Source organism: Micromonospora sp. DT233, from assembly GCF_049841815.1.
Taxonomy (GTDB): domain Bacteria; phylum Actinomycetota; class Actinomycetes; order Mycobacteriales; family Micromonosporaceae; genus Micromonospora.
On the sequence record NZ_JBNCLB010000011.1, the window covers coordinates 110858 to 130782 of the forward strand.

Consider the following 19925-nt stretch of genomic DNA (forward strand, 5'->3'; position numbering starts at 1 on the left):
CTACTCCGAGTAGTCACCCGATGGCGCGGACGGAACCTCGACGTACCAGACGTCGTCGTGTGCCGCGCCGTCGCCGACCCGGTCGGCGACCCAGCGGTCGAGGTCTCGCAGGGTGCCCTCGGTCGCCCTGCTCGCATTCGGCACGTACCATCGCAACCCGCCGTCGGGGCGCACCACCCCCACCGCGACCGCGCCGGCGGCGACGACCACCACCCGCGCCCCCGGCCGCGCATCGGCCGGCGGTCGCCGCGTCGGCGTCGGCGTCGGCGCGGGCGAGCCCGACCCACCACCCGCGCCCCACAACTGCGCCATCAGCTCCGCCCGCTCGCGCGACGTCGACGCCGCCAGCCACGCCTGCGCCACCTGCTCGGGACGGCCGGCGTCCACCGGCCCGGCCGGCGCGGCAGCGGCAGCGACCGGCGCGACGTCGGTGCTCAACCCGTCGGCCAGCCCCGACGCCCGCCCGAGGTCCGCCGGCGGATCGGCCGCCGACACCCACCGGTACGCCAGGAGCGCCTGATGGCGGTTCACACCGTCCAGCAACGCCGCGACGTTGGCCTCGAAGTCCCGCAGCGACTCGACCTGCGCCTCGTGCAGGACCTCCACCCGCTCCCACACCTCCGGCCGCTGCTGCTGCGTACGCAGGTCGTCCCGGAGCGGCTGCGGCAGGTGCGCGACGGCCTCGCCCACGGTCTCCGGGCGACGAGCGGCGGTCAGCCGCACCACCTCCCCACCCGGATACGCCAGATACGGCCGCAGGTCGCGCGTGGGGGCGACGCCCATCCGCAACTCGACCGGGACGTCCAGGCTCCGCGCGAGGTCCCGCGCCAGCCGCACCCGGTCCAGGGTCAGCACCGACCCCTCGTCGGCCACCGGGGTGGCCCCGTCGCCCCGCCACTGCGCCGGGTCGGCGGCGGTGAACACCACCGGGCCCGGCACCGCGCCGCCGTGGCGCTCCCCCAACCGGCGGATCAGCTCGGCGACGACCTCCGACCGGCCGAACCCGGACCGGACGACCTCGACCAGCTCCGCGTCCAGGTCCCCGGCCGACACCACCGGACCGTCCGGCGGGGTCGGCAGCCGGGTCTCGGTCCGCGCCGCCTCCCACCGCGTCTGCCGCACCTGGCGAGCCCGGTCGAGCGTGGCGACGGTGTTGCCGTGCGCCTCCCACGCCAGCCGCCGGGCCTGGGCGGACTCGCGGGCATCGCGCACCCGCAGCCGCGCCGCCGGCAGCTCCTGCCGCCGCTCGGTGCGCGCCCTGTCGGCCGCGTCGAGCTTCTCCTGGGCGCGCCGCAGCTGCTCCTCCAGCGCACTCACCCGCGCCACCCGAGGGTCCTCGGCCGGCAACGGCCGCCCCGCGCCCCGCCCGGAGCCACCCGCACCGGGCCGGTCGGCCACCACCGTGGTCCCGCCGCCGACAGCGGCCCCGACGGGCTGGGCCTCGGCGGCACGGTCGCCCTGGCGGTTCTGCAGCTCCGCCCGGGCGGTCCGCAGCTGCGACCGCACCGCCGCCAGCTCCTGATCGGCGGTGGCACGTGCCGTGTCGGCCGCGTCGGACCGCTCCCGCGCATGCTGCAGGGCCGCCTGCGCCGCCTTGACCCGCTGGCGCGCTGCCTCGTACTCCCGGGTGGCCTCCCCGTGGCGCGTCCGCGCCCGGTCGAGCGCTTCCTGGGCGGCCTGCAGGTCCCGGGCGGCCTGCTGCTGCCGCTGCCGCGCGGCCTGCCGGGCGGTGTGCTGCGCGCCGGCCTCGGTGGCCGCCACCGAGGCCGGGTGGTGCAGCCGATCGGCGACATGGCGCAGCCCGGCCCGCTGCGCGGGCGGCGCGGCGTCGCTAAGCCGCCGGATCGCCTCGGCCCACGACTCCCGCTGCTTGTCGAACTGGTTGTTTCGCGCGTCGCGCACCACGGCGGTGACCTCGCCGGCATCGACCGTCCTACCGGCGAGCAGGTCGCCGGTCAGCCGCAGAATGTTCGCGTCGGCGGCGAGAGGGCCGGAGACGGCCCGGGCCAGGGTCGCCAGTGCCGCCACGGCGGCGGGGGTGGCCAGCTCCGGGCTGGCGAGCAGGCCGGTCAGGAGCCGTTCCCGCCCGGTGGGTGCGCCCTCGGCGACGGGCGACGGGGTCACCGGAGTGGGGCCGAGCAGGTAGCGGTACGCGTCGTCGACGTGGCCGTGCCGGGCCAGCGTGAGCACCGCGTCCAACACGTCGAGGTGGGCATCGTGGGGCTGCGCGCGGCGCAGCCGGGCCAGTTGCGCCTCGGCGCGGTCGGAGAGCAGTTCGGCGCGGTGGCTGTCCAGGTGCTCCCGCGAGCGCTGCCAGTCGGTGATCTGCCGCCAGTCCCGCAGCGCGCCGGAGCCCTCCGGCATCGGGTGGTGCACGGCGGGCGGCGGGGCCGGCGGCGTCTCGGCGACGGCGTCCGGCGCCGGGCGGGGCAGGACCCTGAACAGGTCCGTGTCGTCGGAGACGTCCTTCCAGTGCGCGCCCAGGTCGGCCGCGCTCAGCCCGGCCGCCCTCGCGTACAACGCGTTCGCCGCCCTGGCTCCCGTCTCCGGGTCCGAGATGCGCTCACCGATCCAGGTGTCGACGCTGTGGTACTGCATCGCGCGCACGACGTTGAAGGCCTCGCTCAACAGCGTGACGTCCCTGGCCTGCGCCGGGGGCGACCCGCGGTGCAGGCCCTTGAGGGCCGGCAGCCAGTCATGCTGCGCTTGCTCCCCCCGCGCCGAGTACGCGGCGGCCGCGATGGCCCGGAACGTCGCCACGGGACCGCTCTCCGGGTCCCGGATGGCCGCGACCGCCCGCAGCAGCTGCGCGTCGGTGGCGGCGACCCGCCGCTGGTCGGCCGGCGCGGCGTGCGCGGCGGCCTCGACGAGGTCGGCCAGCGCGCGCAGGGCAGCCGGGGGCGGCGGCGCGGTCACCAGCCGCGTCAGCATCTCGTGGCGGCCCGCCGCGTCCTGTTCGATGTACTGGTAGGCCGGCGTCACCGCGCCGCCGCGGATCAGCTGGATCAACGCGTGGTGCAGCTTCGCCACCGGGTCGGTGGACGCCGTCGCCAACTGCGCGGCGGTGTCGTCGGCGCGCAGCACCGCCAGGTTGGCCACGGCGAACTGGCGCGACTGCGCCCACGCCCCGTCGTGCAGCAGCCAGCTCGTCACCACGTCGGGCTCGACGAGGGTCACCGGCCCGGCACCGGCGATGCCGGCGTGGAACTGCGCGGCGCTCAGGGTCTGCTCGCCCCCGGCGGTGAACGGATCCCGTACCCGGAAACTGCCGTCGACGTCCCGCCGCGCCGCCAACGCGCCCTGCGGCCGGGCCACCCAGATGCCGGTGCCCGGCCGCAGCACGGCCGGCAGCTGGGTCAGCGGCCCGATCGTGCTCCAGCCGGCCGGCGCGTCCTCGGCCAGCAACCGCCGCGCCCGCCCGGCCCGGACCTCGGCCGAGTCGCTGTCGGGGGTGTCGACGACGGGCCGCGCGGTGCCCGGGGCCGCCTCCGCCCCGCCGGGCAGGTGCTGTCGCAGCCACTGCAGGGTCTGCTTGTCGGCGTCCTCGCGGGCCTGCTCGATGCGCCCCTGCAGCACGGCCGGGAGCTGCTCCACGGCCTTCGACTGCAACGACGTCCGCCCGAGCAGGTCCTCGTAGATCCGCTCTCGTTCCGCCTGGTCGATGCCGGCCGCGTCGGCCCGGTGCACCAGGCCGGCGTCGAGGTCCCGCACCGCCTGGGCGGTGGTCACCGGCACGAGCGTGCCGGAGAGCGGGTCCGGCCGCAGCTGGGCGGCCAGCCCCAGCGGGTTGATCCGGTACCGTCCCGCCCCGGGACCGTCGGTGATCTCCAGATCGACGTGGGTGTTGAGGTTGAACGCCACGCCCTGCGCCACGGTGATCGGGTCCTGGCGCAGCATCTCCAGTTCCTCCGTCGGCGGCGCGGCCGCCGAGGCACGCGGATCCGCCCGCAACACCTGCGCGATGACCGCCTGCGCCCGCGCCTCGTACCGCGTCACCGCATCCGCCGGCAATACTTGGTTCTGCCCCGGAAGCCCTCCCTGCTCAAGGAGCAGCCCCACATACCCGGCGGTGATCTGCTGCGCCGGCGGCAGCGACCCCAGCCGGTCCACCGCCCACCGCAGCACGGTCTCCAACCCCTGCCGCGCCAGCTGCGCCGGGTCCGCGGTGAGCCGGATCGGCGCGACCGGCTGAAAGCGGTTACCCAGCTCGTCGCGGATGAGCAACGCCGCGTGCTCCGCCGCCTGACCCGGATCGAAGTCGCCGGCCTGCACCCGCCGACCCGCCACCGGCGCCTGCGCCATCGCCGCCGGGCTCGTGCGCACCAACAACCGCTCCAACCCCGCCGAGTACGCATCCGAGGCCGGCGCCGGCCACTTGCCCGGCACGTCCGCCTCCCACCGGCGGGGCTCGTCCATCCGCCGCCTCAGCTCACGGACCTCGTCGGCGAGCATCTCGACGTAGACCACGCCGGGAAGGGCGTCGGTCATGTCGGTGCCGGAGCGGAACTTGTCCGGCCCGAACGGGGCCAGGTTCCGATCCTTGGTGAACGGGCTGTGCTGGTGCGGGACCGCGCTGAGCTTGAACCGGCCCCGCATCCGCACCAGGTAGACCGGGCCCTGGGTCTTCAGGTGGCTCTCGCTGCGCTTGCTGACGTCGGCGGTGGCGCCCTGGTTCATCGGCGCGCTGCGGTAGCCGCCCGTGGCGAAAGTGGCGTTGACGTTCGTGTTCTCCTGGGCGCCGACACCGGTCTCGCCCAACTCCTTCACGCCCAGCGAGGTCTCGCCGTCGATGGTCGCCCGGATGTTGGCCCGCCCCTGGCTGGCCGCGGTGGTGACCTGGAACTTCGCGTACTTTCCGGTGCCGGTGCCCTTGACGATCTCGCTGACGACGTCCAGGGCGTGCAGTGACGCCTCCAGCCGCAGGGCGACCCGGCTGTTGGACTTGCCGGCGGTGAACAGGTGCGAACCGAGCAGGTCCCCCTCCCTGCCCAGCGCATGCCGCAGGTGGATGTCGAGGTTGCTGCGCGACAGCAGCCCCATCAGGGCGGTGCTGCCCCGGTAGGCCGGGTCGTCGGCCTGCCAGTCGAGCGTCCGGCCCAGCAGCGCCCGGGCGGCCGGGTAGAGATCGTCGGCCAGCACCCCGCTGACGTAGCTGTCGCTGGGCAGCATCGGCATCGGACGCAGGTCCTGCTCGGCCGGCAGCGACCCCGGCGACGGCGGCTTGGCCGTCGCCAGCGCCTGCGGCACCTGGAGATCGACCTGCCCGTCGTACCTGCCGGGCGGCGTCGGCGGGGGCGCCGCCTGTCCGGCGAAGAGCGCGCTCACCGCGTCCCAGGTGTCGAGGACCAGGTTGTTGATCGGCCGGCCCGCCATCTTCAGTGGCGTGACCTGGACGTTGAACTCGGCGTCGTTGATCGCGCGGTAGTGGCCGCTCCAGTCGTAGACGGTGTTGTAGTCGGTGCTCTGCAGGGCGTCCTTGACCGTACGGGACCGCTGCGGGGCGAACGACAGGGAGACGTTGCCCGAGACCGGCTTGCCGTCGGAGCTGAAGCCCACCTTGGCCGGCGTCAGGCTCATGCCCAGGGACCTGCCCAGGATGGCCGCGAGTGCGCTGATGGCCATCTTGTAGTTCTCGATGCCGTACTCGTTGACCCAGTCGGTGAAGCGCGGCCGTCCCTTCAGCGTGGCCGACAGCTTCACCTCCACGATCTCGGCCAGCACGCCGCCCAACCGGTGCGCGAAGTAGAACGTCACGGGGTTGTGCTGATGCAGCATGTCGTTGAGCAGGGTGTGCCCCCGCTGCCCCGCCAGCACCGCCTGAAGCGAGTCGATGCCGCCCGGCAGCGTCCCGATGACCCGCCGGTCCTCGGGCGAGAACATCAGCAGCCCGACCTCGGAACCCTGCGCGGCCCAGTTCTGGTGGCTGCGGCCGAGCAGGTCGGGGACGACCCGGTCGACCTCCCGGCGGACCGCGTCGAGAAGCGTGGTGCGGGGGCGCTCGCCGCCGTCCGCCGGCGCCGGTCCCGTGAACACGGTCACGTCGTTGACGCCGACATGACCCAGGGTCCGCGCACCGGTGCGGGTCAGGTACGGCGGCGGGGTCAGGTCCTTGAACGGGTTGACGCTGGGGTCCAGGGGGATCCCGAATTCCCTGGTGAAGTCCGCCCGGCGCGCCGGGTCGAGCACCGCGCCGCGCTTCTCCACGTCGGTGTGCCGGGTGGCCAGAGACTGCGCCCACCGCTGCATCCTGCGCAGCGCCAGGAAGGTGTCGAGTCCGGTGGGAGCGGGGGCGGTGGGGGCGACGCGGGCGGTCACGTCCGCCCGCCAACGGGTCAGCAAGCCGGCCACCGTGTTGCCGCTGAGCGTCAGATCCCCGCGCGACCAGCGCAGCATCGCGTCGGTGAGCTGGGCGTCGCTGATCGGCACCCGACCCGCGGCGTACTGCGCCAACGCCTCCGGCTCCGGCAGCAGGAACAGCATCGTCCGGTCCTGCACCGTGCCCGGGGCGGGGACCGTGGACTTGGCCCCGACGAAGCCGATCTGCGTGTCGATGCCGCCGACCAGGCCGTAGTCGACCTTCGACCGGAAACCGTACGCGCGACCGAAGGACAGCTTGATCATTTCCACGCCGCCGGCGCGCTTGGATTCTTCGGCGGCGCTCTGGCCCCACTTCACCGACGCCGACTCGCTGAAGCTGATGCTCGTCTTGCCGGCCTTCTTGCCCAGGCTGATGCCGGGCAACTTGACGGAGAATCCCCCCGACCAGTTCGCGGTGTTCACGATCTCCGTCTGCAGGAAGTCGATCAGACCGGTGACGTACTTGTCCTGCGTCGCCCCGACGAACTGGGTGTCGTGGATGTTGTGCAGGTCGATCGAGAGCGCCGCGTTGGTGTTGTAGACGAAGCCGGGGTCGAGAAGGCTGTCGGTGCTGTACTCGCCGTGCGTCATCTCCTTCAGGTGCGACTTGACGGCGATCAGGTTGGTCATGCTGGCCACCGGCGCGGCCATCGGCCTACCGGTGTCGAGCTGACCCGGCAGCAGCCGCTCCGCCTCGGCCCGCAACCCCTGCGCGTCGAGGAAGTACACCACCGCCTGGTCGAGCACCCGCCGGTCCGTCGGGGCAGGGTCGGGGGCACTGAACGTGGACTCGTCGCTGTTGAACTCCAGCAACGCGGCGCGCACGGTGCTCGGCACCGGGGTCGACTGGAACTGCCGACCCTCGGTCCGTACGCCGACGGCACCCGCCACGGTGTCGACGGCGGCACCGATCGCGTCGGCCGGGGTGTCGACGCCGCTGTAGTCGATCGTGTAGCTCAACTCGTACGGCAGGTCGAAGAGCTTCACCCGGCCCGGGTACTCCAGCAGCTCGGGACGGTTCACCACCCGGCTGACCCGCTCGCCGGCACCGACCGAGCGGTTCACCGACACGCCGGTGATGTCGACGGACTTGGCCGGATCCGCCGACGGCGGCAGGGACTTGGTCAGCCCGAAGTCCAGCGCCCAACCCCGGTTGCCGCTGGCCCCCTGGCCGACGACGCCGATGCCCATGCTGAGGTTGACCACGTGGTACTCGTCGGTCATCCGGTCGTAGTACACCGAGTTGCCGTCGGCATCGGGTGCGGCCGGGACCAGGTTGCCCGCGCCGTCGAGCTCGGCCTCGATCAGGTTGCCCCTGGCGTCGGTCATCGTCTTGATCAACGACTTCGCGCGCACGGTCACGGTCGCGGTCCGCATCTTGCCGTCCCGCCAACTGTGCAGGGTGAAGCTCATCCCGTCCTGGGTGAGGGTGTCGAAGTGCGACTCGAGACCCTCGTGGGAGACCATCTTGCGGACCAGGTAGGCGTTGTCGAGCGCGGCGTTGATCTCGCGGCTGACGGAACTGCGGAACAGCTCGGCCAGGCTCTTGACCGCGGCGGTCGCCTTGGCCATCAGGCCCTCCGCCGGGGCGGCGGGCGGCTGGGCCGTCGCCTTCAGTGCCCACGGCCGGTCCCGGTCCGCGACCAGGAAACCGTCCGCGGTCAGCTTGCCCTCCAGGTCGCCCCGCAGCGCCGTCACCGCCTGGACGTCCACGTCGACCAGGCTCTGCCCCAGGCCGCGACCCTCCAGCACGTGCTGCGGCACCTTGTTGCCGCCGAGATCCTCCGGGTGCTTGCCCGTGTTGCGCAGCCGGTCCCGCCACCCTTCGTACGACACCCGCCGGGGCCGATCGACACCGGCCGTGCCGGCGTCGGGTGCGTCGGCCTCGGTCGTGCCGGTGTCGGCCGTGTCGGCGTCGGGGGCGCGGAAGGCGTCGGCGTCGACGCTGAAGCCGTACTCGAAGGCGTCCGGTTCGGCCAGCCGCACCACGGCCGACCCGTCGACCGACGGAGTACGCACCGGCGCGTCCAGCGGATTGGCCATGGTCGACACGTCGGCGCTGAGCCGGAACTGGATGTCGTGGCCGCCGGTCATGCCGGTGTAGCGGGACACCATGACGTTCAGCGACGGATCGGTGAAGCCACCGCCGTCGTTGCTGTTCCAGGTGATCCCGCCGGAGGCGGAAATCGAGGTGCCCGGCTTGCCCTTGTACCCCTCCGGCGTCGAGAGGTTGCCCCAGGGCAGGTCCGCGCTGCCGCCGAAGCTCGCCCCGGTCGACTGGCCCAGGGTGAACTCGCCGCCGTGCCCCACGATCGCGGTACGCACCTTCTCGATGTGCGCCAAGTCGCTGGTCGGGCCCATGCGGACGGAGTCGCCGCGCTCGGCGTACACCTGGATGATGGCCGCCGTCTCGCCGTCCTCGTGCAGGGTGATCCGGTAGCCCCGTTCGTCCAGGGGTTGCGGCTGACCGGCCGGGGTGCCGGCCCGGTTGTTCATCGCCTCGTCGAGGTGGGTGTCGAGGTTCCACAGTTGCTGCCGCAGTTCCTGCCGGATCGGGCTGCGGACCGCCACGTTGAAGCCGTCGGCCCTGAGCCGGTCGAGGATGGACGTGTAGAGGGCGTCCAACCCGGTCATGTTGCTGGCGAAGAAGGTCGCCGGCAGTTGGCTTCCCCGGGCCGACCGGTTCGCCGGCAGGTCCGCGACCACCTGCGCGGCGGGCTTCCCCAGCAGGTGGTCCGGAACCGCCACGACCAACCGGTCGGCCGGCTGCCCCGGCGGCGAGGGCGGCACCGCCACCTGATGCCACGTCCAGTCGTCGCCCTCGCGGGTCTCCAGCGACCACCCCGGCTCGTACGAGTACAGCGTCGAGTCCAGGCGGTTGTCGAGCACCCGGCCCTTCTCCGCGTCGATCAGGTAGCTGGACTTCTGGTCGGCCCGGTTGATGGTGGCGGTGGCTCTCGGCCCGAAGTGCCAGGTCGGGCCGAGCTTCACGTCGAAGGTCGCCGCGCCGCGCATGCGGGTCGCGCGCATCGTGGTGCTCGCGTTCTGGCTGTGCGCGCCGATCTGGAAGACACCCTGGGTGAACTGGCTGGCGTGGAAGCGACCGTCGTCGTTGCCCTTGCGCTGCTCGATGTCGTCCAACGACTCGTCGACGGCGACCGTGTCGTACGATCCCGCCGGATTGTCGACCAGTTGCGGATCGTCGGGCTTGAGCCGGATCCGCACCTCCATGTCGCCCAGCTCGAGCAGGTAGCCGTCCGAGCCGACCATCGCCGAGTAGTTCGCGAAGAGCCGCTCCGGCAGCGAGCTCCATTCCTGCGGCGGCACCTCGATTCCCCGGCGCTGCGCCTCGGCCTTCAGCGTCGCTTCGATCCGCACGGTCTCCGGCAGTTCCGCCTTGAGCCCGCTGAACGGCAGCATCCGCAGGTCGGGCACGACGGTCGGCCGCGAACCGGTGGACGCGCCGGACTCGGAATCGGCGTCCGACCGCGAACCGGTGGACGCGTCGGACTCGGAATCGACGTCGGCCTTCTTGGGGCCGGCGCTCGCCTCGTTGCCGTACACCCGGACGTGCCGGTCGGCCTCGGGCACCCCGGAGAGCAGATCCTCGACCGCCGCGCCGACCTCCGCCGGCATCGACCCGCCGGCCGACTGCACCACCACCGCCACCCCGCTCGACGGCACCGCCAGGGCGCCCGGCGGCAAGGCATCGGGGCTCGTCCCGCCCTCGGCGAAGAGGATCACCCCGGCACGCTGCTCGACGGTCCAGTTCCGGCCCACCGTGAGCCCGCTGCCGGCGGTCCGCTCGGCGCCTCGCAACGACAGCTGCGAGACCGGGGCCGGGCCGGTGGTCAGCCGGTAGGCGTACGCGGCGGCCGGGAACGTCTCCCGACCCCGCGCGTCCAGCGGAACCGCTCCCGGCGCCCCCGCCGGTGACCGGCCCAGCGCCGCCGCCGGCACCACCAGCTCCACCCCGCCGAACCGGCCCCGCAACTGCTCGACCGTCGCGCCCGGCTCGGGCGTCACGAAGACCTGCAACGCCGCGTCCGGTCCCAACGCCGTGGTCACCGCCGCCACCACCGCCGCCGGGTCCGGCACCGACGCGTCCACCACCAACCGCGGTCGCCCCGGATCCACCAGGTCCGACCACCGCAGCCCCGCGCCCTGCGCCGGCACCGGCCCCGCGTGCGCCAGCACCCCACCGGGGACGACGGTCAACTCCACCCCGTCCGGCAGGCCCTCCACCGCATCCACGTCGAGCCCGTGGGCGTCCCACCCCAGTCCCGAGGTCGTCAGCCGCCCCGACACCGCGCCCTCCGGCATCGCCGCGAAGATCTCACCCACCCGGTCCCGCACGGCGGCGGGCATCGGCGCCCCGCGCCAGCCCAGGAAGACCGCCGGTTCCCCCGTGAGGCCGCCGCCGCCCGGCAGGGAGCCGACCTCCGGCAGCGCCGCACGGGCCGCCGCCAGGGCGTCCGCCGGCCCGATCCACAGGTGGGAGCCCTCGTCCCAGGCCACCCAGTCGTCGGGCAGCTCGTAGACGTCCGTGGAGAGCTCGGGCAGCCCGTGCGGGGTCGGGCGCGCCACCGCGTCCGGGGCCGACTCCGGCAGGAAGAGGTAACGGTCGGGACGCCCACCGAAGAAGGTCACGTTCCCGTCGGCGTCCAACGGCACGATCCGCGCGTGCCGCACCGGCACGTCGGACAACGCCGACCGGGGCACCGACAGCACCGCCGAGTGCTTCTCCCCCACCGCCCGCTCGATGGTCGCCAACGCGTCCACCACACCGACCCGCTGGTCCTGCGGCCAGTGCAACACCGCCGTGGCGGCGTCCTGCGACCGCAGGCCCGCCAGCGCCTTGTCCAGCTCCGTCGGGTCGAGCATCGAGGAGTCCAGCAGGATGGCCGGGGCGGTGCCGGTCGGCGGCGGCACGTAGGAAGCGCTCGCCTGGACATCGGCCCCGTCGCGGTGCAGCAACGTCGCACCGACCGCCTGTCGCAACCGCGCCTCCGGCGGCAGCCCGGCCGCCTTCATGGTCAGCAGCGGGTCGGGTACGCCGGTGGGCCGCCCGTCGTGCGACGGCGCGAAGGCGACCGCGCTTTCCACCGGCGTCTCGGTGGCGTCCAGCGGCGTCCCGGCGGCGGGCGGAGCGAAGAGTTCGGCACCCGTCTCGGGCACGGGCACCGGGGGCTGGCTGCCGGTGGTCTGCCGCCAGGCGCCGGGCCGGGTCAGGTCGAGGCGGGGAAGGCCGTTGGCGGTGTGCGTCGCCGCCGCGGTGAGCACGTGGCCGCCGGCGGTGGCCCACGCGGTGCGGTCCGGCGCGATGACCCCGGTGATGCCGGGCTGCGCAGCGAGTTGCACATCGTAGGTGCCCCGGCCGATCTCGCAGATGACCAGCACGATCTGCCGGCCGTGCGAGCGGGGATCCTCGTTGATCCGGGCGGCGAGCTGCGCGGGGGTGACGAGCTCGCCCTCCACGATCGCCCCCTCGGCGGTGCCGTGGGCGAAGACCAGGTACTCGCCGGGGCGCGGCGGACTCTTGAGGGCCACGGCCAGGTTGGCACCCTGGTCGGGGTCGAGCAGCGCGAGGCCGGCAGGGACCTGGGTGACCGGCGGCGGGGTGGTGCGGATGCGCAGCGTCGTGGGGGCACCCAAGGCCGGGCCGGTGCCGTCCGTCGGCGGCACCTCGACGTACCAGACGTCGTCGCGTCCCCCGCCGTCGCCGGCCCGCGACGTCGCCCAGTCGGCGAGGTCCCGCAGCTCACCGTCGTGCAACCTGCCGCTGGCCGGCGCGTACCACCGCAGCCCGCCCTCGGGCGGCACCACGCCGACCGCCACCGCGCCGCCGGCGACGGCCACGACCCGCGTGCCCGGCTGCGGATCGGTCGGCGGTCGCCGGGTCGGCACCGGCGACGGCGTCCCCGCCGCGCGACCCGCGCCCAGCAGTCCGGCCATCAGCTCGGCGCGGGCCCGCGACGTCGGCTCCGCCAGCCACGCCGCCGCGACACTCGCCGGGCGAGCCGGGTCCACCGGCAGCACGGACGGGGTATCGGCGGCCACCGGCAAGATGTCGGTGCTCAGCCCGCCGGCCAACGCCCACACGTCGGGGTCGTTCATCGACGGATCGGCCTGGGCGGCCCACCGGTGCGCGAGCACCGCCTGGTGGCGGTGCACGCGGTCCAGCAGCGCGGTCACGCCCGCGCCGAAGTCCTGCAACGACTCGGTCTGCGCTTCGTGCAGGACCTCCAGCAGAGCGCTCACCTCCGGCCGGTGCCGGTGCGCGGTCAGCTCGTCCTGGACCGACTGCGGCAACTGGGTGATGGCCTCGTCGACGGTCTCCGGACGACGATCGGGGTTCAGGCGCACCACCTCCCCACCGGGATAGGCCAGGTACGGCCGCGCCGACCCGCCGACGTGCAGCTCGACCGGCACCTGCAGGCTCCGGGCGAGGTCACGCGCCAGCCGGACCCGGTCCACCGACAGCACCGCCCGCGCGTCCGCCGCCGCGTCGTCGATGTGGGGGTGCCGCGTGCGGTGGTTGGCGGTCAGCAGCAGCGACTCCGGCAGCGCGTCGCCGTGTCGCTGGCGCAGCTCGCGGGTCAACTCGGCGACGACCGCCGACTGGCCGTGTCCGGAGCCGGCGATGGCGGCCAGCCGCGCGTCCAGGTCGATGCCGGGGACCTGGGACGTACGCGGCGGCGCCGGCAGCTCGATGCTGGCCTGCTCCCTGCTCAGCACCGTCTCGCGAGTGTCCCGTTCCTGTTCGAGCGCGACGACGGCCCGATCGTGGTTGTCCCGCGACACCTGCCGGACCCGGAGGTCCTCCCGGGCCTGCCGCAGTTCCTCGCGCGCCTGCGCCACGTCGTCCCGGCGATCAACCCGCGCCGTGCCGGCCGCCGTCAACCGCGTCTCGGCCCTGGTCAACGCGGCCTGCGCCGTCTCCACCTGCTGCTGCGCCCGCGCGAGCGCCTCCTGAGCCTCGCGGAGAGCGTCGTCGACCGGCGGCCGCCCGCCCGGCCGAGAGCCGCCGGCCGGCTCGGTGTCGGCCCTCGCCGTCCCGCCGGTCCCCCGCTGCTGGTCGTCGAACTCCTGCTGCCGGGTCGTCAGCTCCGCGTGGGCCGCCGACAGGTCGTTCGCGCGATCGGTGCGCGCGGTGTCGGCGGCGTCGTACTCTTGCTGCGCGTCGCGCAGCGCCACATCCGACTCCCGCAGCCCCGCCTCCGCCGTGCTCACCCGCTCCCGCGCCGCCGCGTACGCCTGCGCGACCTCCCCGTGCCGCGCCCGCGCCCGGTCGAGCGCGGCCTCGACCTGTCGGAGGTCCCGGGTGGCCTGCTGCTCTCGCTGCCGCTTGGTCTGCCGGTCGGTGCCGCCCGCGCCGGGTTCGGTGGTCGCCGACGCCGGCTGCGGCGTGTAGAGCCGGTCGGCGAAGTCGCGCAGCGCCGCCCCCCGCGCGGCGCTCAGCGCGGTCCCACGGGGGGCGGGCACGGCGTCGGCGAGCCGCCGGATCGCTTCGGCCCACCGCTGCCGATGCGCCGTGGAGAAGCGCCCGCGCGCCTGATTCGCCAGGTCAGTCACGGTGCCGTCGTCGACGGTCAGCCCGCCGAGCCGGTCGCTGACCACGCGCAGGATCCCCGCGTCGATGTCGGCGACCCGGCCCGGCACGGAGCCGGCCAGGGTCGCCAGCGCGGCCAAGGCCGAGGGGGTGGCCAGGTCCAGGCTGGCGAGCAGATCCGTCAGCAACTGTCCCCGCCCGACCGGCACGCCCGGGGCCGTGGACGGCCCGGCTGCGGCCGTGCCCGACGAGCTCGGGTCGGCGGGGGCGAGCAGATACCGGTACGCGTCGTCGAGGTGGCCGAGTCGGGCCAGGGTGAAGATCGCGTCCAGGGTGGCGAGGTCGGTGTCGTCGGGGTGCCTCCGGATCCGCGTGCGCAGTTCCGCCTCGACCCGGTCGGAGAGCAGTTCCTGGCCGTGGGTGTCCAGGTGGGTCCGCGACCGCCCCCAGTCGGTGATCCGCTGCCAGCCGTCGAGCGCGTCGAAGCGCGACGGCAGCGGGTGGTGCGGGACGGTGGACGGCCCGGCCGGCGAGGGCCCGGCCGGCGAGGGCCCCGTGGCGGCCGGCACCTGCGACTGCGACTGCGACTGCAGAGCATCGACCAGTCGGCCCTCGGGGGTGAGGTCCTTCCAGCGTTCGGCCAGATCCGCGGCGGTCAGCCCGGCCGCCGCCTCGTCCAGCTCGGTCGCCGCCTCAAAATCGAAGCTGTGCCCGTGGATCAAGGAGTCGAGAGTCGTGAACTGGTACTCGGCCCGGTTGAAGACGTCCAGGGCCGCGATCAGCAAGGTGACGTCCCCGACCTGCTCGTCGGGCACCTGGACGCGGAGGTCGTTCAGGACCTCCCTCTCCCAGTTCTGCCGCAGGGCCGCGGGGGCGGTGAGATCCACCGTGGCCGCGATGGACCGGAACGTCGCCACGGGGCCGATGCCCGGGTCGCGGACGGCCGCGACCGCCCGCAGCATGTTCGCGTCGAAGGAGGCGGCCCGCTGCGGGTCGGTGGGCACGGCGGCCTCGGCGGCCTCGGCGAATTGCGCCAACGCGCGCAGAGCCGCCGGGGACGGCGTGTCCCGTGCCGCCGCGACGAGGATGGCGTGCCGCGCATCCGGGTCGGTCTCCTGCAGGTACCGGTAGGCCGAGTCCAGTTGGTCGAGCCGGATCGCCTCCAGCAGGGCACGGTGCAGGTTCAGCGCCGGCGTCGACGCGCGGGACGAGGCCGGCTGATCCTGCGACGATGCCGCCGGAGTCTGCTCCCGGGCCAGCTCCGCGACGGTCTCGTCGGCGCGCAGCACCTCCAGGTTCTCCTCGGCGAACTGCCGCGACTGCGCCCATGCCCCGTCGTGCAGCAGCCAGCTCGTCGCCACGTCGGGCTCGACAAGGGTGACTGACCGGGCTCCGGCGACGGCGGTGTGGAACTCACCGGCGGTCATCCGGATCTCGGCCGCCGCCGCAACGAGCGGATCCCGCACCCGGAAACTGCCGTCGACGTCGAGCCGCGCCGCCAGGGCACCCTGCTCGCGGGCGACCCAGACGCCGGTGCCCGGCCGCAGCTCGTCCGGCACTGCGGAGAGCGGGCCGACCGTCCCCCAGCCGGCCGGCAGGTCCCCGCCGAGCAGCCGCCGCGCCCGTCCGGCCCGGCCCCCCGGCGTGTCGCCCGCCGGCTCCAGGGTGCTCGGAGGCGTTCCCGTCCCGGGGGGCAGGGTTCCGCGCAGCCACTGGCGGGCCTGGTCGTCGGCGTCCGCGCGCGCCTGGTGGATCCGCTGTTCCAGCGCGGCGGGGAGCTGCGCCTGCGCGGTCGACTGCAACGACGTCTGCCCGAGCAACTCCTCGTATACCTGGATCCGCGTGTCCCGGTCGATGCCGGCCGCGTCGGCCCGCCGCACCAGGGCGCCGTCGAGGGCCTGCACGACGTGGTTCGAGGTCACCGGGATGAACGTGCCGGAGAGCGGGTCCGGCCGTAGTTGCACGGCCAGACCCAGCGGGTTGATCCGGTACCGCCCCGCCCCGGGGCCGTCGGTGATCTCCAGATCGACGTGGGTGTTGAGGTTGAACGCCACGCCCTGCGCCACGGTGATCGGGTCCTGACGCAACATCTCCAGTTCCTCGGTCGGCGGCGCGGACGCCGAGGAACGCGGATCGGCCCGCAGCACCTGCGCGATGATCTCCTGCGCCCGCGCCTCGTACCGCGTCACCGCGTCCGACGGCAGCGCAGTGTTCGGCCCCGGGTGCCCGCCCTGTTCGAGGAGCAGCGCGGCATGCCCGGCGGCGATGCCTTGCGCCGCTGGCAGCGACCCCAGCCGGTCCACCGCCCACCCCAAGACGGTCTCCAACCCCTGCCGGGCCCGCTGCGCCGGATCCGAGGTGAGCCGGATCGGCTCGACCGGCTGGTAGCGATTGTTCAACTCGTCGCGGATGAGCAACGCCGCATGCTCCGCCGCCTGACCGGGATCGAAGTCGCCGGCCTGCACCCGCCGACCCGCCACCGGCGCCTGCGCCATCGCCGCCGGGGTCGTACGCACCAACAACCGCTCCAACCCCGCCGAGTACGCATCCGAGGCCGGCGCCGGCCACTGTCCCGCCCCATCGAGATCCCACTCACGCGGCTGCTTCATCCGTCGCCGCATCTCGCGGACCTCGTCGGCGTTCATCTCGACGTAGACCACGCCGGGAAGGAACTCGGTCTCGGCCTTGCCGGGGGTGGTGCCGGGGGTGGTGCCGGGGGTGGTGCCGGGGGTGGTGCCGAACTGGTCGGCATCGAACGAGGACACGCCCCGCCCGCCCGTGACCGGGTCGTGCCCGTGCGCGATCCCGCTGAGCTTGAACCGGCCACGGAGCCGGACCAGGTAGACCGGGCCCTGGGTCTTCAGGTGGGTCTCGCTGCGCTTGCTGTCCTCGTACGCGACGCCCTGGTTCGTCGGCGCGGTGCGGTTGCCGCCCGTGGCGAACTTGACCTTGGCGGTCGTGTCCTCCTGGGGGCCGACGTTGGTCTTGCCCATGTCCTTGGGGCCGTAGGTGATCTCACCGTCGAGGTTGGGCCGCCAGTTGGTACGCGACTGGATGGCGGTGGTGGTGGACTGGAACTTCGCGTACTTGCCCGTGCCGGTGCCCTTGGGGATCTCGCCGACGACGTCCAGCGAGTGCAGCGTGGTGTACAGCCGCATGGCGACGCGGCTGTTCGACTTGCCGGCGGTGAACAGGTGCGAGCCGAGCAGATAGCCATCCTTGGGCAACGCGTGCCGCAGGTGGCTGTCGAGGTTGCTGCGCGACAACAGCCCCGTCAGCGCGGTGTTGCCCCGGTAGGCCGGGTCATTGGCCTCCGCGTCGAGCAGGCGGGCCATGAGTTCCCGGCCGGCCGGGTAGAGGTCGTCGGCCAGCACCCCGCTGATGTAGGAGTCGCTGGGTAGGGCCGACACCGGACGCAGGTCCGGTGCGGGCGTCGGTGACACCGGCGACGGCTTCTTGGCCTCCGCCAACGCCTTGGGCACCTTGAAGTCGAGCTGCGCAGGGTAGGTGGTGGACGTTGCCGCCGTGACCGGCTTTGCGGCGAACTTGGCGACCAGCGCGCCCCACGTCTCGACGGCCAGGTTGTTGAGCGGCCGGCCCGCCATCTTCAGCGGCGTGACATCGACGGTGATCTCGGCGTCACTCATCGCGCGGAAGTGACCGCCCCAGTCGTAGGCCGTCCCGTAGTCGGTGTTCTGGTTGGCCTCCTTGACCAGGTGGGACCGTTGCGGGGCAAACGACAGCGAGAGGCTGCCGGAGACCGGCTTGCCGTCGATCCCGAAGCCGCCCCTGCCCGGCGTGAGGTTCAGGCCCAGGGACTTGCCGATGACCTTCCCGAAGGCCGTGATGCCCATCTTGTAGAACTCGATGCCGTACTCGGCCACCCATTCGGTGAAGCGCGGCCGCCCCTTCAGCTGCGCCGACAGCTTCACCTCCACGATCTCGGCCAGCACGCCACCCATTCGGTGGGCGAAGTAGAACGTGACGGGGTTGTGCTGGTGCAGCATCTCGTTGACCAGGGCGTGGGAGCGCTGCCCCGCCAGCACGGCCTGCAGCGAGTCGATGCCGCCCGGCAGGGCGCCGACGACGCGCTGGTCGTCGGGGGAGAACATCAGCAGCCCGACGTCACTCCCCTCGTCGGCCCAGTCCCGGTAGCCGCGGCCGAGCAGGGCGGGATAGCTGCTCCTGACCTGTTCGCGGACCGCGCCGAGCAGGGTCGTCGTGGGCCGCTCGCCGCCACCCGGCGGTTCCGGCCCCGAGAACAGGGTCAGGTCCTTGATGCCGACGTGACCCAGGGTCTTGTCCCCGGTGCGGGTCAGGTACTGCGGCGGGGTCAGATCCTTGAACGGGTTGACGTCGGGATCCAGTTGGATGCCGAAGTCCCTGGTGAAGTCCGCTCGGCGCGCCGGGTCGAGCACCGCGCCGCGCTGCTTCAGGTCGGTGTGCCGGGTGGCGAGCGTCTGCGCCCACCGCTGGATTCCGTGCAGGGTCAGATAGGCGTCGAGGCCGGCGGCGGGTTCGGGAGCGGCGAAAGGATCGGGAGGAGCGGCGGCGGCAGGAGCGGTGCCGTCAGGAGTGGTGGTGGCAGGAGCAGTGCCGTCAGGAGCAGTGCCGTCAGGAGCGGTGGTGGGGGTGGGGGCGACGCGGCCGGCCACGTCCGCCCGCCATCGGGTCAGCAGACCGGCCACCGTGTTGCCGCTGAGCACCAGGTCCCCGCGCGACCAGCGCAGCATCGCGTCGGTGAGCTGGGCGTCGCTGATCGGCACCCGACCCGCCGCGTACTCCGCCAACGCCTCCGGCTCCGGCAACAGGAACAGCATCGTCTTGTTGGTCAACTCGGCGGCTGCCGGGACCGTGGCCTTCCCCCCGGCGAAGCCGACCTGCGTGTCGATCCCGCCGCGCACCCCGTAGTCGACCTTCGACTGGAAACCGTACGCCCGGCCGAAGGAGAGGTTGATCATCTCCACGCCGCCCGCGCGCTTGGTCTCCGCGGATTCGCTCTCGCCCCACTTCACCGACGCCGACTCGCTGTAGGTGAAGCTGACCTTGCCGTCCTTCCAGCCCAGGCTGACGCCGGGCAACTTGAAGGAACCCGTGGACGACCAATTGGCGGTGTTCACCGTCTCGGCCTGGTACAGCTCGATCAGGCCGCTGACGTACTTGTCCAGCGTCGCCCCGACGAACTGCGTGTCGTGGATGTTGTGCAGGTCGATCGAGAGGGCCGCGTTGGTGTTGTAGACGAAGCCGGGGTCGAAGAGGTTGTCGGTGGTGTACTCGCCCTGCACCATCTCCTTCACGTGCGACTGGACGGCGATCTGGTTGGTCATGCCGGCCACCGGGACGTCCATCGACCTACCGGCGCCGAGCTGGCCGGGGAGCACCCGGTTCGCCGCAGCGTGCAACCCTTTCCCGTCGAGGAAGTACACCACGGCCTGGTCGAGCACCCGATGCTTCGTCTCTTCGGGGTCGGGCTGGCTGAACGTGGACGGGTCGCTGTTGAAGCCCAGCAGCGTGGCCTTCACCTCGCCGAAGAACTCATCCGACTCGACACGTTTCTTGCTGGTCACACCGACGGCGTCCGTCACCTCGGTGGCGGCGTTGACAGAGGAATCGATGCCGTCGTAGTCGATCGTGTAGGTGAATGCGTACGGCAGGTTGAACAGCTTCACCCGGCCCGGGTACTCCAGCAGCTCGGGACGGTTCACCACCCGGCTGACCCGCTCGGAGGCGCCGACGGAACGGCCCGTCGACCCGCCGAACAAGTCGACCGACTTCAACGGGTCCTCCGACTCGGTCAGGCCGAGCGACACCCCGAAGTCCGCTGACCAGCCCCGGTTGCCGCCCGCGCCCTGACCGGCGATGCCGATGCCCATGCTCAGGTTGACCAGGTGGTACTCGTCGGTCATCCGGTCGTAGTACACCGAGTTGCCATCGGCGTCGAGGGCGCCACTGAATCGGGATTCCGCCCGGACGGTCACGTTCGCCGTCCGCATCTTCCCGTCCCGCCAGCTGCGCA

At 73.3% G+C, this 19925-nt stretch carries 1 protein-coding gene (cut by a window edge); it reads right to left on the minus strand.

Annotated elements, in window-relative coordinates:
• Positions 1-19925 carry the 3' portion of a hypothetical protein gene (locus tag ACLQ2V_RS21705; protein WP_425720379.1) on the minus strand. Its footprint extends 9202 nt past the window's final position, so the window shows 19925 of its 29127 coding nt (coding positions 9203-29127); the start codon falls outside the window, past its right edge; its stop codon occupies positions 1-3.